Source organism: Burkholderia sp. AU16482 (assembly GCF_002223285.1).
Lineage (GTDB): Bacteria > Pseudomonadota > Gammaproteobacteria > Burkholderiales > Burkholderiaceae > Burkholderia > Burkholderia semiarida.
Genome location: NZ_NKEY01000003.1, coordinates 306,483 through 324,528 on the forward strand (window position 1 = coordinate 306,483; position 18,046 = coordinate 324,528).

Genomic DNA, 18,046 nt, shown 5'->3' on the forward strand with positions numbered 1-18,046 from the left:
CGGCGCCCGCTTACGCCAGCACGAGCCGCACACCGACCGCGACCAGGGTCGACGCGAGCAGGTTGCGCAGCAGCCGCTCGGGCGCGCGTGCCGACAGCAGGCTGCCGATCACGATGCCGGGCAGCGAACCGAGCAGCAACGACAGCAGCATCGACCAGTCGACCGAGCCGAGCAGCCAGTGGCCCATCCCCGCGACGAGCGTGAGCGGCACCGCGTGCGCGATGTCGGAACCGACGATGCGGGTCGTCGCGAGCAGCGGATACAGCAGCAGGAGCACGGTCACGCCGATCGCGCCGGCGCCGACCGACGTCATCGACACGAGCACGCCGAGCACGGCGCCCGTCAGCACGGTCGACCACAGCGTGCGCGCGGGGCTCGGCGCGAGCGGGTTGCGTGCGGCGAATGCGGTGAGCTGAGGGCGGAAGATCAGCGCGAGCGACGTCAGCAGCAGCGCCACGCCGAGCACGAGCTGGATCATCCGCGCGGTGCCCGGCGTGTTCATCCCGTGCGTGTGCAGCCACCACAGCGTGAGCGCCGCGGCCGGCACGCTGCCCGCCGCGAGCCGGCCCGTGATGCGCCAGTCGACCGAGCCCTTCAGGCCGTGGACGAGCGTGCCCGTGGCCTTGGTCGCGGCCGCGTACAGCAGGTCGGTGCCGACCGCCGTCGCAGGGTGGACGCCGAACAGCAGCACGAGAATCGGCGTCATCAACGAACCGCCGCCGACGCCCGTCAGGCCGACGAGAATGCCGACGAACAGGCCGGACAGCGAGTACAGCAGATCGATATGGGGAAGCGACATCGGAAGCAGGCGGTTATGCGGCGTTCGGCGGCGGCGCGCGGCCGTGGCGCGCGCGTCAAAGTCCGCCATTGTCGCAAAAGTGACGCGTCAATGGACGACTGCGTTAAAAATCGGCCGCGAAGGCCCGCCCGGCAGGCGGCCGGCGGGACGTGAAACGCGCGTTCGGGCGGGCGCGGCCGACGACGACGATCTGGCCCGAAAGCGGCGGCGAACCGGGCGCGTACGCCGCGTGGCCGGCGCGCACAAAAACGGCGCGACGATGCGCGCCCCGATCCGATGCCGGTTCCCGGCCCGTCCGTCGACGGTCAGTGCATCGCGGGCCCGGCGCCTTCGACCGCGCGTGCCGGCCGGATGCGCAGCGCGAAGCCGCTCAGCGCGGCCACGGCCGCAAACGCCGCGCCGAACGCGAAGGCCGCATGGTAGCCGCCGTTCAGCGCGTCGAGCGGCGCCGCTTGCGCCGCCGCGAGCGCGTCGCTGCGGGCCTCCGCGAGACTCGCGAGTACCGCGAGCCCGAGCGCGCCGCCCATCATGAACGCGGTGTTGACGATGCCCGACGCGAGCCCGGAATCGGCCGGATCGACGTCGTTCATCGCGGCGAGCAGCACCGGATTGAACGCGACGCCGGCGCCGATGCCGAGCAGCGCCATCCCGGGCAGCACGTGCCACACGAAACCGCCGTCGACCGGCGCGCGCGAGAACAGCGCGAGGCCGCATGCCGCGATCAGCAGGCCGGCGGCGATCGGGCCGCGGATCCCGAAGCGCATCACGATGCGCGCCGACAGCCCGAGCGAGAACGCGGCCATGATCAGGTTCGCCGGCAGGAACGCGAGGCCGACCTGCAGCGGCCCGTAGCCGAGCACGCGCTGCATGTACAGCGCGGACAGGAAGAACCACGCGAACATCGCGGCCGCCCACAGCACGGCGATCGCGTTCGCGAGCGCGACGTTGCGCGCGGCGAATAGCGTGAGCGGCATCAGCGGATGCGCGGCGCGCGACTCGATCGCGATGAACAGCGCGAGCAGCACGACGGCCACGCCGATCAGCGCGACGGTCTGCGTCGACAGCCAGCCGGCCTCGTTGCCGCCGACGATCCCGTAGACGGCCAGCATCAGCGACGCGGTTACCGTGATCGCGCCGGCGACGTCGAGCCGGGCCGTGCCGGCCGGCGCACGCGTGCGCGGCAGCAGCGCGACGCACATCGCATAGACCGCGGCGCCGATCGGCAGGTTGACGAGGAAGATCCAGTGCCACGACAGCGAGCTCGTCAGCAGCCCGCCGAGCAGCACGCCGATGCTGCCGCCGCCCGCGCAGACGAAGCCGTAGACGCCCATCGCACGTGCGCGCTCGCCGGGCTCGGTGAAGAGATTCATGATCAGCGACAGCGAGACGGCCGACACGACCGCGCCGCCGAGCCCCTGCACCGCGCGCGCGGCGATCAGCATCGCCTGCGATTGCGCGAGGCCGCAGGCGAGCGACGCGAGCGTGAACACGACGAGGCCCGCGAGGAACATGCGTCGCTGGCCGTACAGGTCGCCGAGCCGGCCGCCGAGCAGCAGGCAGCCGCCGAACGTCAGCAGGTACGCGTTGACGACCCACACGAGGGCCGTTTCGGTGAAGTGGAGGTCGGTGCTGATCGACGGCAGCGCAACGTTCACGATCGTGCTGTCGAGCACGATCATCAGCACGCCGAGGCAGAGCACGATCAGCGCATACCAGCGCTTCTCGCCGTGGATACCGTGGGTCATGGGCGCTCAGCCTTCTCTCTGATAGTTATTTGAAAGGAGGCATTGTAGACGTCATCGGCGCGGGCTTCCTGCCGGTTTGTGGCAGCAGCGAAGCGTAGTGGCGCGCGGCGCGGCGCGCGTGCCGCGGGTTGCGCGTTACGACCGGGCCGGCAGTTCGCAGCCGTCGGGGCCGCAGGCGGCCGCGTGGCTGCCGCCGAGTTCGACGACGCCGTCGCGCCATGCCTGGTCGAGCGCCTGCGCGAACGCGTCGGCGGGCTGCGCGCCGGACACCGCGTAGCGGCCGCCGAACACGAACAGCGGCACGCCGCGCCCGCCGATCTGTTCGGCGCGCGCGATGTCGGCCTCGACTTCGTCGCGGTAGGCGTCGCTGCGCAGCACCGCTTCGACGGCCGGGCGCTCGAGCCCGGCTTCGACCGCGAATTCGGTCAGCGCGGCATGATCGAACAGCGAGCCGTGCTCGCAGAAATACGCGCGATAGAGCCGCTCGGTCAGCGCGTGCGCGCGGCCCGACGCCTGCGCGAGCTTCACGAGCCGGTGGCCGTCGAGCGTGTCGCCGACCAGCGTGCCGGGCAGGTCGTAGCGCAGCCCGACGCTCGCGGCCGCATCGGTCACCTGGCGCAGCATCTGGTCGACCTGCGCGGGCGCCATCCGGTATTTGCCCGCCAGCATCGCCTCGACCGGCTCGACGGGCTGGCCGGGCATCAGCCGGTACGCGCGCAGCGCGACGTCGACGCGCTCGGCGTGCGCGAACGCGGCCAGCGCCTCGTCGAAGCGGCGCTTGCCGATCCAGCACCACGGGCAGATCAGATCGGACCAGATTTCGACGGTCAGGGTCGGGCGGGCAGTCGGAGCGGGAGCGGTCGTCATGGGCGGTTCGGGGCAGCAAAAAAATGTAACTGCGACTATATCATTTTATGCTGCCGCGCTTCGGCGCTTCGGCGCTTCGGCGCTTCGGCGCTTCGGCGCTTCGGCGCTTCGGCGGCGGGCCCGCGCGGAACCCGGGCTGCACCCGCGCATCGCGAGGCTTGGACGCGGAACCGGAAGGCCGGTGCCGATGGCGCGAAGCCTGGGCGTCATCGCGCCCGCCGCATTCCGCTCAAGCGTCGCCCTGCGTTTCCTTCAGGTGCTTCAGATGCTTGTAGACCGTCGCACGCCCCATCCCGAGCACGTTCGCGACGTAGTTCGCCGCGCTCTTGCCGCGGAACGCGCCTTCCGCGTACAGCGCCTCGACGAGCTCGCGCCGGTGCTCGCGCGTGAGCCCGTTCAGCCCGACCTGCCGCTCGCGCAGCCAGCCGTGCAGGAACGTGTTGATGCGCTCCTGCCAGTCGTCGCGGAACAGTTCGTCGGGCTGCGCGACGACGCCCGCGCCCTTGATGAACAGGTCGAGCGTCGCGCGCACCTCGTCGAACACCGCGATGTTGAAGTTGATGCACATCATCCCGGCCGGCCGGCCTTCGTCGTCGAACAGCACGTTGCTCACGCAGCGCATCCGCCGGCCGTCCCAGTTCAGCTTCTCGTACGGGCCGATCACGCGCTCGCGCGCCGAATGATCGATTTCCTCGAGCGCGGAATCGTCGCCGACCTCGCGCTTCGACAGGTTGTTCGCGAGATACAGCACGGTCTGGTCGTGCAGGTCGTGGATCACGACTTCCGCATACGGGAAGAACAGCGCGGCGATACCGTCGGCGATCGGCGCATAGCGGGTGAGCAGCAGGTCTTTGACGGGAGATTTCTTCTTGCGCATCGGTGTCGCGATCTCGGGTGGGCGGGAGCGGGGCAGCGTGTCGGGCCGGCGGGCCGGGCCACCGTCGGCCGGCATGCCCGTGCGCCCGCGCGCGGCCGCCGCGGCGGTTGCGCCATTGTATCGGCCCCGTGTGCGCGCGCCGCTCATGCGTGCGTCAGATGCGTGTACAGCGCGTGCGCGATCGCGATGTCCTCGAGGCCCAGGCCGATCGAGCGGAACAGCGCGTGACGCGTGCGCGACGGCGCCGCGCAGGTGCCGGCGACGAGCGCGGGCAGGTCGCCGACGATCCGGCCGGCATCCCAGCCGTGCTCGGCCGCGGCGATCTGCATCTCGCCCGCGCTCGCGGGCGTCGTGTGCCGGTAGTCGCAGTAGACGTCCATGTCAGGCAGCCACGCGGGCGGGATTTCGTGCGCGCGCGCGACGTTCGTGCTGATCGACGTGACGAGCGCGGGGCGCGTGAGCATGCCGTCGCCGAGCACGGGCGTGCCCGACGACGTGCACAGCATCACGACGTCCGCGTCGCGCACGCAGGCCTCGACGCTCGCCGCCGCGCGTGCGCGTGCGTCGAGCGCGGTCAGGCTCGCCTGCAGCGCCGCGTCGCCGGCCAGCGCGGGCGAGTACACGCGGATCGTGTCCCAGTCGCGTAGCGCCGCCGTGTGCCGCAGGTGCGCGAGGCCGACCGCGCCCGCGCCGACGATCGCCAGATGGCGCGCGTCGCGCGGCGCGAGACAGTCGACCGCAAGCGCCGTCGTACCGGCCGTGCGTTCGACGGTCAGCAGCCCCGCGTCGCACCACATCAGCGGCTGGCCGGTTTGCATCGACATCAGCGCGGTCCATGCGGTGACGACAGGTTTGCCGCCTGTCACGACATACGGCGACAGCTTCGCGCCGAACACCTGCTCGTCGGCGAGCGCGCCGAGATACGTGATGAAGTCGCCAGCCTGGTCGGGAAACAGCGTGAGCGTCTGCGGCGGCTGCACCGCGCGCGCCGCGGCCAGCGACGCGAACATCCGGCGCAGCGTGCCGAGCACGTCGAGCGACGGCAGCGCCGCGCGCACCGCGGCTTCGTCGACGGTCAGCGGCAGGGTGGGGACGGTTTGCGTCATGGGGCATCTCCGGTTCGGGCTGGACAGAAAGTCTCGAAAGACGGTGTTCTGGGGAGTTTGTGATGGACGAAAAGTCTAGTATAGACAAACAAAGTCGTGAGAGTTTTTATTTTCGAGATGCTGTTTCGGAGTCTGTGTCACGAAAAACGCCATGAAATCAAAGGTGTTTCTGGCGGCCGAAAGAAATTTCGATATGGAGCACCGAGGCTGCATCCTCGTATCCCCTATAGTCTATAGTAGACTTTGAGTCTATATTTCGCATGCAGGACCCGCCACGTCGCCATGCGGCGGCGGCCTGCACTCGAATGCCGACCCGCCGCCCACCGAGGGCGTCGGGCGACCGATCTTCATCGCCTCAATCCGGAACGGAAGACCGTCATGAACTGGAAGCTTTCCCTCTGCGCCGCTGCGGCGCTCGCGTGCGCGGCCGTCACGGCCCATGCGGAACAAACCACGTTGCGCTTCGGGATCGAAGCCGCCTATCCGCCGTTCGAGAGCAAGACGCCGGCCGGTCAGCTGCAGGGGTTCGACGTCGACGTCGGCAACGCGGTGTGCGCGAAGCTGAACATGAAGTGTGTATGGGTCGAGAATGCGTTCGACGGGCTGATCCCCGCGCTGCAGGCGCGCAAGTTCGACGCGATCAACTCGGCGATGAACATCACCGCGAAGCGCAAGCAAAGCATCGACTTCACGCCGGCGATCTACGTGGTGCCGATCGTGATGGTCGCGAAGCGCGGTGCGCCGCTGAAGCCCGACGTCGCGAGCCTGCGCGGCAAGCACGTCGGCGTGCTGCAGGGCTCGTCGCAGGAGGATTTCCTGAAGGCGCACTGGGCCAATGCGGGCGTGGCCGTCGTGTCCTACCAGGAGCAGGACCAGATCTACGCCGATCTCGTCGCGGGGCGTCTCGACGCGGCCGTGCAGGAAGCGCAGACCGCGCAGGACGGGTTCCTCGACAAGCCGGCCGGCCGCGACTACCAGATCGTCGGCGAGCCGCTGAAGGATCCGGCGACGCTCGGCGAGGGCACGGGCTTCGGGATGCGCAAGAGCGACAAGGCGCTGCAGGCGAAGATCGTCGGCGCGCTCGATGCGCTGAAGAAGGACGGCACGCTGAGCGCGCTGTCGCAGAAGTACTTCAAGCGCGACATCATCGCGAAGTAAGCGCCGCCGCGCGCCGGCCGCGGGGCCGGCGCACCACGCATCCCATCTCGACGCAGTGCGGGGAGCCATGGATTTCGACGTCATCGTTCTGGGGGCCGGCATCGTCGGCGTGTCGTCGGCGCTGCATCTGCAGGATCGCGGGCTGCGCGTCGCACTCGTCGACCGGCGCGCGCCCGGCGAGGAAACCAGCCACGGCAATGCGGGGCTGATCGAGCGCTCGTCGGTCGTGCCGTATGCGTTTCCGCGCCAGCTCGGCACGCTGCTGCGCTATGCGCGCAACCGCTCGGTCGATCTCTATTGGGACTACCGCGCGCTGCCCGCGTACGCGGGCTGGCTCGCCCGCTTCTGGCGCGAATCGTCGCCGCGGCGGCTCGCGGCCGCCGCGCGCGACCTGCTGCCGCTCGTCGCGGCGAGCGTCGTCGAGCACGATGCGCTCCTCGCGCGCACCGACGCGCAGCCGCTCGTGCACGACGGCGGGTGGATCGAGGCGTTCCGTTCGCCCGCGCTGTTCGACGAGCAAGCGCGCGCGCAGCAGCGCGTGGCGGCCGAGCACGGGCTGCGGATGACCGTGCTCGATGCGCATGCGCTGCGGGCGCGCGAGCCCGGTATCGGCGACGCATTCTGCGGCGCATTCCACTGGCAGGACCCGAAGACCGTATCGAGCCCGGGCGGGCTGACCAAGGCGTATGCGCGGCTGTTCGAGCGCGACGGCGGCACGTTCGTGCGCGGCGACGCGACGACGCTCGTGCAGATGGATGGCGGCTGGCAGGTCCGGTCCGAACACGGGCCGATCTCGGCACGCTCGGCCGTGGTCGCGCTCGGGCCGTGGTCCGATCATGTGTTCGCGCCGCTCGGCTACCGGATTCCGCTGCGCGCGAAGCGCGGCTATCACATGCATTACCGGCCGACGCGCACGCCGCTGAACGTGCCCGTGTGCGATACCGAGGCCGGTTTCGTCGTCGCGCCGATGGAGGGTGGCCGCCTGCGGCTCACGACGGGCGTCGAGATCGCGCCGCGCGATGCGCCGCCGACCGGCGTGCAACTCGCGCGCGCCGAACCGCTGGCGCGCGACGCGTTCGGCATCGGCGAGCGGCTCGATCCGCAACCGTGGCTCGGGATGCGGCCATGCACGCCCGACATGCGTCCGGTGATCGGGCCGGCGCCGCGCCACCGTCATTTGTGGTTCGCGTTCGGCCATTGCCATCACGGGCTCACGCTCGGGCCCGCGACCGGCCGCCTGCTCGCCGAGATGATGACGGGCGCGCCGACCTATATCGATCCTCATCCGTATCGGCCCGCCCGCTTCGGCTGAACCTGCGGCGCGCGGATGCGTTTTCGGTCGCCGGCACGCGCCGGCGGCCATGCGCTTGCTTCACAGTTTTTCGTTCTGCTGTCCGGCTCGTCGAAATCCGCGCAATTGGAAATGATCTGCGTAATCGACAAGAAAGAAAATTTCGCGACAAAAGAAAATCAGCAAATTCGCGATTGATCCATGCATTTTCATATTGCCGAAATGCGTAATGGTCGGCCCGTCGTAACGGTATAGGGTTGCATTGCCGGCGCGTGTTCCGGCATTGGCGGAATGTACCGGAACACGTCACCACGAGGCTCGCAAACGTTACGTTACATCCCCGCTCCGATGGCGCTTTTCATCAGACTATTGTGGCGTCGCGACGCGTGAATTCGTCGGAAATCAATTAAAAAAGCGTTATTGCCGGTCAATAAGCAGACGAATCGATCCCGTTTTTGTATTGGCACGCTTCGTGCAATCCGTCCCCATGCTTTGTCAACGTAGTGCCAACCGAGATGGGGAAAATAACGATGGGACAGAATTTTAAATTGACGGGTGTGGCGCTGTCGGTCGCGACGGTGTTCGGGGTGCTGGCTTCGGGGTCCGCGATGGCCGCGGCGCTCGATTCGCTGCCGATCCCGCAAGTGATCGTCAATCCGCCGACGAACAGCGTGTCCGTCGGGTTGGGCGCGACGGGGACGTCGCCGCTGGGTTCGGTCACCGTGACGGCAGGTGGGTCGGGCGCGATCCAGACGTCGCTCGGCGAGCCGGGGCAAGTGCTGTCGGGCGCCGTGGGGGCGGTGACGGGGGCACTGGGTAATGTCGGCGGCGGCACGAATCCGCTGGCGCCGGTGCAGGGCGTGGTGAATCAGGTGACGGGCGCGCTCGGTGGCGGTAACCCGGCAGGTGCGCTGAGCGGTGCCGTGGGTACGGTGACGGGCGCACTGGGCGGCATCGACGGCGGCAACCCGGCCGGCGCACTGACCGGTGCGCTGAACACGGCAACCGGCACGCTGAGCAACGCGCTCGGCACGGCAACGGGTGTGCTGGGCGGTGTCGGCGGTGGCGCGAATCCGCTGGCGCCGGTGCAGGGCGTGGTGAATCAGGTAACGGGCGCGCTCGGTGGCGGCAACCCGGCCGGCGCGTTGAGCGGTGCCGTGGGTACGGTGACGGGCGCACTCGGCGGCATCGGCGGCGGCAACCCGGCCGGCGCGTTGACCGGTGCCCTGGGCACGGTGACGGGCGCACTGGGCGGCGTTGGTGGCGGCAATCCGGCCAGCGCATTGACGGGCGCCCTGGGCACGGTAACCGGTGCACTGGGCGGCGTTGGCGGCGGCAACCCTGCAGGCGCATTGACCGGCGCTCTGGGCACGGTGACGGGCGCCTTGGGTGGCATCGGCGGCGGCAATCCCGCCGGCGCGCTGACCGGCGCCCTCGGCACCGTAACCGGCACACTGGGCAACCTCGGCGGCGGCGCGAACCCGATCACCCCGATCCAGAACGTCGTGAACCAGGTCACCGGCACGCTCGGCAGCGGCAACCCGGCCGGCGCATTGAGCAACGCGGTCAACACGATCACCGGCACGCTCGGCAACGTCGGCGGCGCAGGGAGCCCGCTCGCGCCGGTGCAAGGCGCCGTCACGCAACTCGCCGGCACGCTCGGCAGCGGCGATCCTGCCGGTGCGCTGACGAACGCGCTGAACTCCGTGACGGGCGCGCTCAGCGGTGCGAACCCGCTGGCGCCGGTGCAGGGCGTCGTGAACCAGGTCGTCGGCACGCTGTCGGGTGCAGGCGGCGGCAGCCCGATCACGCCGATCACGAACCTCGTCAACGGTCTGCAGAACGCATTGCCGGGTGGCAATCCGGCCGGCGCGCTGACCGGCGCACTCGGCTCGGTGACGGGCGCGCTCGGCAACCTCGGCGGCGCGAACCCGCTGGCGCCGGTGCAAGGCGTCGTGAACCAGGTCGTCGGCACACTCGGCGGCAGCAATCCGGCCGGCACGCTGAGCAACGCGGTCGGGACGGCCACCGGCGCACTCGGCAACGCGGTCGGCTCGGCAGCGGGCGCGCTCGGCGCGCTGGGCGGTACGAACCCGCTGGCGCCGGTGCAAGGTGTCGTGAACCAGGTCGTGGGCACGCTCGGCAGCGGCAATCCGGCCGGCGCACTGACGGGCGCGCTGAACTCGGTGACGGGCGCCCTCGGCAACCTCGGCGGCTCCAACCCGCTCGCGCCGGTGCAAGGCGTCGTGAACCAGGTGGTCGGCACACTGTCCGGCGCTGCCGGCAACAACCCGATCGCGCCGATCACGAGCCTCGTGAGCGGCCTGACGGGTGGCGGCAACCCGGCGGGCGCCCTGACCGGTGCGCTCGGTTCGGTGACGGGCGCACTCGCGTCCGGCCCCGCGGCGCTCGGCCAGGCGGCCGGCGCGCTGTCCGGCGCGGCCGGTTCGACGGCAGCGGCGGGCGGCAGCCTGCTCGGCTCGGGCGCGAACGCGGCCGGCGGCACGGCCGGCGCGGTCGGTTCGCTGCTGACGGTGGGGGCCAATTCGACCGCGACGATCGTCAATGCGGTCGGCACGTCGGTGGGTACGGCGCTCGGTTCCGCGCCGAGTCTGTCGGTGACGCCGCATTCGGGCAACAGCTCGCCGAACAATCCGCTCGCACCGGTGACGACGCTGCTCCAGTCGCTGACCGGCGCACTGCCGAAGTAACCGGCCGAAACCGCCCGACGGCGCCGCATCGGCCGTCGGGCGAGACGGTAGCGCAATACGGGCCGTGCAATACGGGTCGCGCGACGCGGCATGACAGCGATGTCATGCCGCGTTGTCATTTCGGGCTTCCCGCGTTCTTTCGTCGCATGAACGATCGCGGCTGCCGGTCGCGGCGCCGCATGGAATAACAGGCTGTCGCCGTCCGTTTACATACCGAGTTCCGGCACCGCCGGCCGGCGGGATAATGATCGCGACGAAGCCGATCGTCCCGTCTGGCCGCATCGTGTCGCGACACGACGCCAAGGAGAACGGGAATGAAACGGATGCTCTTCGCTGCCGCGCTGACGGCGGCGATCGTGCGGCCGGCGGCCGCGGAACCGCCCCAGGCCGGCGACGGGAAACTGACCGACGAAGCGCACATGACGCTGTACGTGTTCGATCGCGATGCGCCGGGCAAGAGCATGTGCGACGGCGCGTGCGCGGCCAACTGGCCGCCCGCGCTCGCCGACGCATACGACAAGCCGTCGGGTGCGCTGAGCGTCGTCGCCCGCGACGACGGCACTAAGCAATGGGCGTACCGCGGCCGTCCGCTGTATCGCTGGAAGATGGACCGCAAGGCTGGCGACGCCGGCGGCGACGGGATCGGCGGCATGTGGCACGTCGCGCGGCCGTGACCGCGCGGCGACGCGCGAGGCGCCCCGATGAGCTATGAATCGGACCTGCTGGTGTGGTTGCCGCATCTCACGCGCTATGCGCGTGCGCTGACGGGCGAGCGCGCGTGGGCCGACGATCTCGTGCAGGACACGCTCGAGCGTGCGCTGAACCGGCCGCCGCGCGACGGCGGCAACCTGCGCGCGTGGCTGCTGACGCTGCTGCGGCACCGCTTCATCGACCAGTTGCGCGCGCGGCACGAGATCGCCGTGGACGACGCGACGGCGCCGTGGCAGACGATGGCGGCGCCCGCTGGCGAAGTCGGCGGGCTGGAGCTGCGCGACGTGCAGCGCGCGCTGTATCGGCTGCCGGTCGAGCAGCGCGAGGTGCTGCTGCTGGTCGCGCTCGAGGAACTGAGCTATCGCGATGCCGCGCAGGTGCTCGGCGTGCCGGTGGGTACGGTGATGTCGCGGCTCGCGCGGGCGCGCGCGCAGATGCGCGCGTTGCTGACCGACGCGCCGGCGGCGCACGGCACGGCCACGTTACGGGTGATCGGGAAGCCATGATGGACGATCCGCGCAAGCCTTCGAACCGGCAGGACGACGACGCGTCGGCGCAACTGCTGTCCGCGTTGCTGGATGGCGAACTGTCCGGGCACGAGCGGCGCGAGATGCTCGAGCGCCTGCAGTCCGATCCGCAGGAAGCCGAACGATTCGCGCATTACCGTGCCCAGCGCGATGCGCTGAAGGCGTTGTTTCCGTTGCCGGGCGCCGCGCCCGCATTGTTCGTGCAGCGCCGCGCGTCGCGCTGGCGCGCCGCCGTGCACGCGTGCGCGGGGCTGGCGGCCGGGCTGCTGATCGGTGTCGCGCTGCATGCGGGCTGGGCGGCATTCGGCCGCGAACCGGCGTTTGCCACGCGCGCCGATGCCGCGTACGCGGTGTACGCGGCCGACCGCGAGCATCCGGTGGAAGTCGGTGCGGCCGATCCCGCGCGTCTCGCCGCATGGCTGTCGGCGCGCGTCGGCCGGCCGGTGCGCGCACCGTCGCTCGACGAATATGGTTACGCGCTGCTGGGCGGCCGGTTGCTGCCCGGCGACGCGGGGCCGGCCGCACAGCTGATGTACCAGCGCGCGGACGGCGCGCGCGTGACGCTGTACATGACCGCCTACGATGCGCGGCGCCTCGCGCCGCAGGCGCTGTCGGCGGACGGCCGCTACACGTATTTCTGGTCGGATCGCGGCATGGGTTATGCGCTGTCCGGCCGTGGCGACGAACGGCGTCTGCGCGAGCTGGCGAGCGACGCATGCGCAGCACTGGGCGGGCCGGCCGATGCGTGGAAGGGATGACGCGCGGCGCCCGCGGGGAGCAGGCGATGAAGACGACGATGATGAAGGAGCTCGTGCTGGCGGCGTGCCTCGCGGGCACGATGCTTGCGCGAGCGCAGGGAAATGCGCCCGTGCGAGTGCCGGTCGATGCCGACGGCGTACAGCGTGTGACGATCGTCGGCGGCAGCTATTTTTTCCGGCCGAATCACGTGATCGTCCGCGCGAACCTGCCGGTGGAGCTGACCGTGTCGGCCGAGCCCGGCGTGGTGCCGCACAGCTTCGAGATCGACGCGCCGCCGCAGGCGGGCATCGCAGTGCATACCGAACTCGGCACGACGCCGAGGACGTTCCGTTTCACGCCGCAGCAGCCGGGTCGATTCGCCTACTATTGCACGCACCGGCTGCTGTTTTTCAGCAGCCATCGCGAGCGCGGGATGGAAGGCGTGCTCGACGTCGAGGCGGCGCCGTGATCGCCGCGTTGCTGGCCGCGAGCCTGATAGGAGCGAGCATGACCGCCGATCCCGTGACCGTCGCGCAGGCGCATTTCGACCACGTCCGTTCGTACCGCGCGACGATCCGCTCGTCGGCGCGCGACGGCGAGCACACCGAAATCCGTTACGCGTACCTGAAACCGGGCTTCGTCCGGATGGATTTCGTGTCGCCGCATCGCGGCGCGGTGCTTGCGTACGATCCCGGCGACGGCAAGGTGCGGCTGCGCCCGTTCGGCACGCATGCGCCGCCCGCGCTGACGCTGTCGCCGTCCAATCCGCTCGTGCGCGACCGCAGCGGCCACCGGGTCGACCGTTCGGACGTCGGCGAACTGCTGCGCAGCGTGCATGCGCTGCAGCAGGGCGGCGCGACGGTGACCGAAGGCGAGGAAACCATCGGCGGCCGGCGCGCGCTGCGCGTGCTGGTCACGGGCGCGCCCGCGCATGCGATCGACGGCGTGCATCGCTACCGGTTGTGGCTCGACACCGACGACGGTTTTCCGCTGAAGGTAGTCAGCTACGCCGGCGATGACGATGTGCCGCTCGAAACCGTGACGCTCGACGACGTGGAGATCGACGTCGCGTTTCCCGAGCGTTTCTTCGCGCCCTGACGGCGCGCCGATCCGCGTTCCTGACGCGCAATGCTGGAGGCTGCATGGCGGAGTACCGGTTCTCGACGACCTGGCGGGTGGACGCGCCGCTCGCGGCGGTCTGGGACGCGATCTACCAGGTCGACCGCTGGCCCGACTGGTGGAAGGGTGCCGTGCGCACGGTCGAGCTCGAACCGGGCGACGCGCGCGGCGTCGGCGCGCTGCACCGGTATACGTGGAAGGGCGCGCTGCCGTACCGGCTGACCTTCGACATGCGCGTGCGTCGCGTCGAGCGGCCGCATGCACTGGAAGGCCATGCGAGCGGCGCGATCGAGGGCGACGGCCGCTGGTCGTTCGTCGCCGACGGCGCGCGCACCGTCGTGCGCTACGACTGGCACATTCGTACGCACCTGCGCTGGATGAACTGGCTCGAGCCGCTCGCGCGGCCGCTGTTCCGATGGAATCACGACGTCGTGATGCGCGAAGGCGCGAAGGGGCTCGCGCGGCGGCTGGGCGCGACCGTCGAGACGGACGGCCGGACCTTCCGGCCGCTGTCGGGCGCGGATTGCGCCGACGCGTGAGGATCGGCCCGGCGACGCCGGCGAACGACCGCGCCGCGGCGGATGAAATTGGCGCCCGCACGTTTTTTTCGATGCGATGTCGGCGGCCTCGGGAACTCCGGGCTTACCCGGTGTCCAAACGGGGCTGGATGGGATTCGCGGGCCTCGCGAGCCCGCCCGTCGGGTCGGTTTCGATCGTCATGGCTTTGTTTTGAAAGGGTTTTTCGTTGTTCTCAGCCGTTTTCCCGCCGCGTCGCCGCCTCGAAAATTCCTCCGGTTTCCCTTCTTGAATTTGTCAAAACCCGTCCATATAATTAGCACTCGCTGCACGAGAGTGCTAACAATTCTCTGCCGGGCGATGAGCCGGGCAGTTCCCTAAGCGTTCTTCAATCTCAGTCAAGAGAGGAGTGAATATGAACCTTCGTCCTTTGCACGATCGCGTGATCGTCAAGCGCCTGGATCAGGAAACCAAGACCGCCTCGGGCATCGTGATCCCCGACGCCGCTGCTGAAAAGCCGGATCAGGGCGAAGTCCTGGCCGTCGGCCCGGGCAAGCGCGACGACAAGGGCGCCCCGATCGCGCTCGACGTGAAGGTCGGCGATCGTGTTCTGTTCGGCAAGTACGCAGGCCAGACCGTGAAGGTCGACGGCAACGAACTGCTGGTCATGCGCGAAGAAGACATCATGGCCGTGGTCAACGCCAAGTAAGCGTCCTCCGACGGTACATATTCCCAAGAATTCAAGGAGTTAGAAGATGGCAGCTAAAGACGTCGTATTCGGCGATTCCGCCCGTTCGAAGATGGTCGAAGGCGTGAACATTCTCGCCAACGCAGTCAAGGTCACGCTGGGTCCGAAGGGCCGCAACGTCGTGCTCGAGCGCAGCTTCGGCGGCCCGACGGTCACCAAGGACGGTGTGTCGGTCGCGAAGGAAATCGAGCTGAAGGACAAGCTCCAGAACATGGGCGCGCAGATGGTCAAGGAAGTCGCTTCCAAGACCAGCGACAACGCAGGCGACGGCACGACGACGGCAACCGTCCTCGCGCAATCGATCGTCCGCGAAGGCATGAAGTACGTCGCATCGGGCATGAACCCGATGGACCTGAAGCGCGGCATCGACAAGGCAGTCGCAGCGGCTGTCGAAGAGCTGAAGAAGATCAGCAAGCCGTGCACGACCAACAAGGAAATCGCCCAGGTCGGCTCGATCTCGGCGAACAGCGATTCGTCGATCGGCGATCGCATCGCTGAAGCGATGGACAAGGTCGGCAAGGAAGGCGTCATCACCGTCGAAGACGGCAAGTCGCTCGCCGACGAGCTGGACGTCGTCGAAGGCATGCAATTCGACCGCGGCTACCTGTCGCCGTACTTCATCAACAACCCGGACAAGCAAGTCGCCGTCCTCGACAACCCGTTCGTGCTGCTGCACGACAAGAAGGTGTCGAACATCCGTGATCTGCTGCCGGTGCTCGAGCAAGTCGCGAAGGCTGGCCGTCCGCTGCTGATCATCGCAGAAGACGTCGAAGGCGAGGCACTGGCCACGCTGGTCGTCAACAACATCCGCGGCATCCTGAAGACCGTTGCGGTCAAGGCGCCGGGCTTCGGCGATCGTCGCAAGGCGATGCTGGAAGACATCGCGATCCTGACCGGCGGTCAAGTCATCGCGGAAGAAACCGGCCTGACGCTCGAGAAGGCAACGCTGGCAGAACTGGGCCAGGCGAAGCGCATCGAAGTGGGCAAGGAAAACACGACGATCATCGACGGCGCAGGCGAAGCTGCAAGCATCGAAGCACGCGTGAAGCAAGTGCGCGCGCAGATCGAAGAAGCGACGTCGGACTACGACCGTGAAAAGCTGCAAGAGCGCGTGGCCAAGCTGGCAGGCGGCGTGGCAGTGATCAAGGTCGGTGCTGCGACCGAAGTCGAAATGAAGGAAAAGAAGGCACGTGTCGAAGACGCACTGCACGCTACCCGCGCAGCTGTGGAAGAAGGCATCGTGGCAGGCGGCGGCGTTGCGCTGATCCGCGCACGCACCGCGATCGCAGGCCTGACCGGCGCGAACGCCGACCAGAACGCCGGCATCAAGATCGTGCTGCGCGCGATGGAAGAGCCGCTGCGCCAGATCGTCACGAACGGCGGCGAAGAAGCCAGCGTCGTGGTGGCGGCAGTTGCTGCAGGCAAGGGCAACTACGGCTACAACGCAGCAACGGGCGAGTACGTCGACATGGTTGAAGCCGGCGTCGTCGACCCGACCAAGGTCACGCGCACCGCGCTGCAGAACGCAGCTTCGGTCGCAGGCCTGCTGCTGACGACGGACGCTGCTGTCGCGGAACTGCCGAAGGAAGACGCACCGATGCCGGGCGGCATGCCGGGCGGCATGGGCGGCATGGGCATGGACATGTAATCGACTTCGGTCGATGGTGTCCGGAGCGCGCAGCGATGCGCGTTCCAGCCAAAAGAAAAGACCCGCAGCGATGCGGGTCTTTTTTTATTTGCACGTGGAATTCGGCGCGCCGTTCGCGGCGGCGGGATCTGCCGGCCGCGTCGCCGCTCAATGCCGATGCGACGTCCTCGGCGCCGAATCGGCCTTCACGGCCGGCGGCGTGTCCGACTCGTCGTTGCTGCGCGCCCAGAAGAACCGGTCGGGCAGGTACGCGCCCATGCCGGGCCGGAACGCGTCGCGCACGGCCTGGTACAGATATTCCTGCGCCTCGCGCACCGCTTCGGGCGGCTCCTGGCCGTTCGCGAGCAACGCCGCGATGGCCGCGCCGAGCGTATCTGTGATGCCCATCAGCCGGTGCGGCGAGCGATCCCACATGTCTTCACGAAGCTGGCCTTCCTCGCCGTACAGCGTGTTGACGAGCCGGTGCGAACCCGTTTCCGACGACAGGATGTATTCGCAGCCCTGCGACAGCAGGTGCGACACGGCCGCGTCGAGATTCGGCGCCTCCGCATCGCCGTCCGGCTGCGCGAGCGCGATCAGCGTCGCGTGGTCGGCGACCAGCAGCGTGGTTTGCGGCGCCAGCAGATCGGCGATCGATTCGCGCAGGTCGTCGGCCGCGAGCACGTGTTCGTCGTCGAGCGTGAAATCGGGCGCGAGCACGAGCGGCACACCGTCGTAGTCGGCCACGACTTCGGCGATCGCGCTGACGACTTCCGCGCGCGTGGCCGCGCCGATCTTGAACGCGGCAACCGGCATGTCTTCGAGCAGCATGCGCGCCTGCGCGGCGACGACGTCGGGGTCGAGGCCGGTCACCTCGTCGCAGGCGGCCGAGTCGCGCACGGTATAGCCGGTCAGGACGGACACGCCGTGACAGCCCATGCTCGCCAGGGTCATCAGATCGGCTTGGAGGCCGGAGCCGCCGGTGGGATCGGACAGGCCGAAGGTGAGGACGATCGGAGGGGCGTTGCTGGACATGAAAAAATGGGGCAAGAGAAAAACGGACAAGCGACGGACGTGCGGACGGCGAGGCGAATGGGCTTTGTTCGGCCCCGTGTTGCCCGGCAGGCCGCACTTTTCAGCCATTATGCGGTGGAATCCGGCCGGTACGACGGATTTTTTAGCGCGGCGCAACGTAGTTGCCGTCCTCCAGCGCGATTGCTAGGCAGTCCGGCCCCGACACGGTACCATCATGGCTCCCGAATTTACCGACTTTTCCCCGACGCGGCTTAAGATGGAATACAAGAGCTGGATGTGCCTGATTTGTGGCTGGATTTACGACGAAGAAGCCGGGCTGCCGGAAGAGGGCATTGCCCCGGGCACGCGCTGGGAAGACGTCCCGATCAACTGGACGTGCCCTGAATGCGGCGCCCGCAAGGAAGACTTCGAGATGGTCCAGATCTGACCGGACCGCTGGCCCACGAGCACTCCGCTCAGGCCTCGCACCGG

Annotated in this window: 19 protein-coding genes; 13 read left to right on the top strand and 6 right to left on the bottom strand. The window is 69.0% G+C overall.

The window, feature by feature from the left end:
* Positions 1-10: 10 nt before the first annotated feature.
* From CFB35_RS03815 to CFB35_RS03835, 5 genes are all read right to left on the bottom strand, one after another.
* Entirely contained in the window at positions 11-799 is a 789-nt protein-coding gene (locus CFB35_RS03815; RefSeq protein ID WP_059574336.1) for a sulfite exporter TauE/SafE family protein, read from the bottom strand.
* A gap of 305 nt (positions 800-1,104) precedes the next feature.
* On the bottom strand, positions 1,105-2,544 hold the full coding sequence (locus tag CFB35_RS03820) for a DHA2 family efflux MFS transporter permease subunit (protein ID WP_089464575.1): 1,440 nt from the start codon (positions 2,542-2,544) through the stop codon (positions 1,105-1,107).
* Between the two features lie 135 nt (positions 2,545-2,679).
* Complete coding sequence (locus tag CFB35_RS03825) at positions 2,680-3,411, bottom strand: DsbA family oxidoreductase (protein WP_089464576.1); 732 nt, start codon at positions 3,409-3,411, stop codon at positions 2,680-2,682.
* Between the two features lie 229 nt (positions 3,412-3,640).
* The gene (locus CFB35_RS03830; RefSeq protein ID WP_089464577.1) at positions 3,641-4,435 is read right to left on the bottom strand and encodes a transcriptional regulator; all 795 of its coding nucleotides are present in this window, start codon (positions 4,433-4,435) and stop codon (positions 3,641-3,643) included.
* Positions 4,432-5,394: an ornithine cyclodeaminase family protein gene (locus CFB35_RS03835; RefSeq protein WP_089464578.1), complete on the bottom strand. Its 963-nt coding sequence runs from the start codon at positions 5,392-5,394 to the stop codon at positions 4,432-4,434. The genes CFB35_RS03830 and CFB35_RS03835 overlap by 4 nt, the downstream gene beginning before the upstream one ends.
* 378 nt (positions 5,395-5,772) lie before the next feature.
* Between CFB35_RS03835 and CFB35_RS03840 the strand changes: the two genes are divergently transcribed.
* From CFB35_RS03840 to groL, 12 genes are all read left to right on the top strand, one after another.
* A complete protein-coding gene (locus tag CFB35_RS03840) occupies positions 5,773-6,552 on the top strand; it encodes an ABC transporter substrate-binding protein (RefSeq protein WP_089464579.1) in 780 nt (259 codons plus the stop codon).
* A 67-nt stretch (positions 6,553-6,619) separates the two neighbouring features.
* The gene (locus tag CFB35_RS03845) at positions 6,620-7,864 is read left to right on the top strand and encodes an FAD-binding oxidoreductase (protein WP_059574219.1); all 1,245 of its coding nucleotides are present in this window, start codon (positions 6,620-6,622) and stop codon (positions 7,862-7,864) included.
* Positions 7,865-7,879: 15 nt separating this feature from the next.
* Positions 7,880-8,041, top strand: coding sequence for a hypothetical protein (locus CFB35_RS35255; protein WP_226093711.1), 162 nt, complete (start codon positions 7,880-7,882; stop codon positions 8,039-8,041).
* A 332-nt stretch (positions 8,042-8,373) separates the two neighbouring features.
* Positions 8,374-10,554 carry a hypothetical protein gene (locus CFB35_RS03855; RefSeq protein WP_089464580.1) on the top strand — a complete coding sequence of 727 codons (2,181 nt, stop codon included), beginning with the start codon at positions 8,374-8,376 and terminating at the stop codon, positions 10,552-10,554.
* Positions 10,555-10,868: 314 nt separating this feature from the next.
* Positions 10,869-11,228, top strand: coding sequence for a hypothetical protein (locus CFB35_RS03860; RefSeq protein ID WP_059574217.1), 360 nt, complete (start codon positions 10,869-10,871; stop codon positions 11,226-11,228).
* 27 nt (positions 11,229-11,255) lie between these two features.
* On the top strand, positions 11,256-11,771 hold the full coding sequence (locus CFB35_RS03865) for a sigma-70 family RNA polymerase sigma factor (RefSeq protein ID WP_059574216.1): 516 nt from the start codon (positions 11,256-11,258) through the stop codon (positions 11,769-11,771).
* Positions 11,768-12,550: an anti-sigma factor gene (locus CFB35_RS03870; RefSeq protein WP_059574215.1), complete on the top strand. Its 783-nt coding sequence runs from the start codon at positions 11,768-11,770 to the stop codon at positions 12,548-12,550. The genes CFB35_RS03865 and CFB35_RS03870 overlap by 4 nt, the downstream gene beginning before the upstream one ends.
* A 26-nt stretch (positions 12,551-12,576) precedes the next feature.
* The gene (locus tag CFB35_RS03875; RefSeq protein ID WP_059574335.1) at positions 12,577-12,999 is read left to right on the top strand and encodes a hypothetical protein; all 423 of its coding nucleotides are present in this window, start codon (positions 12,577-12,579) and stop codon (positions 12,997-12,999) included.
* Complete coding sequence (locus tag CFB35_RS03880; RefSeq protein ID WP_059574214.1) at positions 12,996-13,628, top strand: hypothetical protein; 633 nt, start codon at positions 12,996-12,998, stop codon at positions 13,626-13,628. Before CFB35_RS03875 ends, CFB35_RS03880 begins: the two co-directional genes overlap by 4 nt.
* Positions 13,629-13,672: 44 nt before the next feature.
* Positions 13,673-14,188, top strand: a complete 516-nt coding sequence (locus tag CFB35_RS03885) for an SRPBCC family protein (protein WP_089464581.1) — start codon at positions 13,673-13,675, stop codon at positions 14,186-14,188.
* A 392-nt stretch (positions 14,189-14,580) separates the two neighbouring features.
* Positions 14,581-14,874 (top strand): co-chaperone GroES, encoded by a 294-nt coding sequence (gene groES, locus CFB35_RS03890; RefSeq protein ID WP_011351136.1) that lies wholly within the window; start codon positions 14,581-14,583, stop codon positions 14,872-14,874.
* Positions 14,875-14,920: 46 nt separating this feature from the next.
* On the top strand, positions 14,921-16,561 hold the full coding sequence (gene groL / locus CFB35_RS03895) for a chaperonin GroEL (RefSeq protein ID WP_006485462.1): 1,641 nt from the start codon (positions 14,921-14,923) through the stop codon (positions 16,559-16,561).
* 147 nt (positions 16,562-16,708) lie between these two features.
* Here the strand turns inward: groL and CFB35_RS03900 are convergent, their stop codons facing one another.
* Positions 16,709-17,575 (bottom strand): hydroxymethylpyrimidine/phosphomethylpyrimidine kinase, encoded by an 867-nt coding sequence (locus CFB35_RS03900; RefSeq protein WP_059574212.1) that lies wholly within the window; start codon positions 17,573-17,575, stop codon positions 16,709-16,711.
* Between the two features lie 256 nt (positions 17,576-17,831).
* Here CFB35_RS03900 and CFB35_RS03905 point away from each other — a divergent pair, with 256 nt between their 5' ends.
* Positions 17,832-18,002 (top strand): rubredoxin, encoded by a 171-nt coding sequence (locus CFB35_RS03905; protein ID WP_004186709.1) that lies wholly within the window; start codon positions 17,832-17,834, stop codon positions 18,000-18,002.
* Positions 18,003-18,046 lie beyond the last annotated feature (44 nt).

Bases quoted from the DNA above. Each gene is read 5' to 3' on its own strand.
- CFB35_RS03830 (WP_089464577.1), bottom strand. From the start codon at position 4,435: ATGAGCGGCGCGCGCACACGGGGCCGATACAATGGCGCAACCGCCGCG.
- CFB35_RS03815 (WP_059574336.1), bottom strand. From the start codon at position 799: ATGTCGCTTCCCCATATCGATCTGCTGTACTCGCTGTCCGGCCTGTTC.
- CFB35_RS03840 (WP_089464579.1), top strand. From the start codon at position 5,773: ATGAACTGGAAGCTTTCCCTCTGCGCCGCTGCGGCGCTCGCGTGCGCG.
- CFB35_RS03845 (WP_059574219.1), top strand. From the start codon at position 6,620: ATGGATTTCGACGTCATCGTTCTGGGGGCCGGCATCGTCGGCGTGTCG.
- CFB35_RS03835 (WP_089464578.1), bottom strand. From the start codon at position 5,394: ATGACGCAAACCGTCCCCACCCTGCCGCTGACCGTCGACGAAGCCGCG.
- CFB35_RS03905 (WP_004186709.1), top strand. From the start codon at position 17,832: ATGGAATACAAGAGCTGGATGTGCCTGATTTGTGGCTGGATTTACGAC.
- CFB35_RS03860 (WP_059574217.1), top strand. From the start codon at position 10,869: ATGAAACGGATGCTCTTCGCTGCCGCGCTGACGGCGGCGATCGTGCGG.
- CFB35_RS03825 (WP_089464576.1), bottom strand. From the start codon at position 3,411: ATGACGACCGCTCCCGCTCCGACTGCCCGCCCGACCCTGACCGTCGAA.
- groL (WP_006485462.1), top strand. From the start codon at position 14,921: ATGGCAGCTAAAGACGTCGTATTCGGCGATTCCGCCCGTTCGAAGATG.
- CFB35_RS03885 (WP_089464581.1), top strand. From the start codon at position 13,673: ATGGCGGAGTACCGGTTCTCGACGACCTGGCGGGTGGACGCGCCGCTC.
- CFB35_RS03820 (WP_089464575.1), bottom strand. From the start codon at position 2,544: ATGACCCACGGTATCCACGGCGAGAAGCGCTGGTATGCGCTGATCGTG.
- CFB35_RS03875 (WP_059574335.1), top strand. From the start codon at position 12,577: ATGAAGACGACGATGATGAAGGAGCTCGTGCTGGCGGCGTGCCTCGCG.
- CFB35_RS03855 (WP_089464580.1), top strand. From the start codon at position 8,374: ATGGGACAGAATTTTAAATTGACGGGTGTGGCGCTGTCGGTCGCGACG.
- groES (WP_011351136.1), top strand. From the start codon at position 14,581: ATGAACCTTCGTCCTTTGCACGATCGCGTGATCGTCAAGCGCCTGGAT.
- CFB35_RS03865 (WP_059574216.1), top strand. From the start codon at position 11,256: ATGAGCTATGAATCGGACCTGCTGGTGTGGTTGCCGCATCTCACGCGC.
- CFB35_RS03870 (WP_059574215.1), top strand. From the start codon at position 11,768: ATGATGGACGATCCGCGCAAGCCTTCGAACCGGCAGGACGACGACGCG.
- CFB35_RS03900 (WP_059574212.1), bottom strand. From the start codon at position 17,575: ATGTCCAGCAACGCCCCTCCGATCGTCCTCACCTTCGGCCTGTCCGAT.
- CFB35_RS35255 (WP_226093711.1), top strand. From the start codon at position 7,880: ATGCGTTTTCGGTCGCCGGCACGCGCCGGCGGCCATGCGCTTGCTTCA.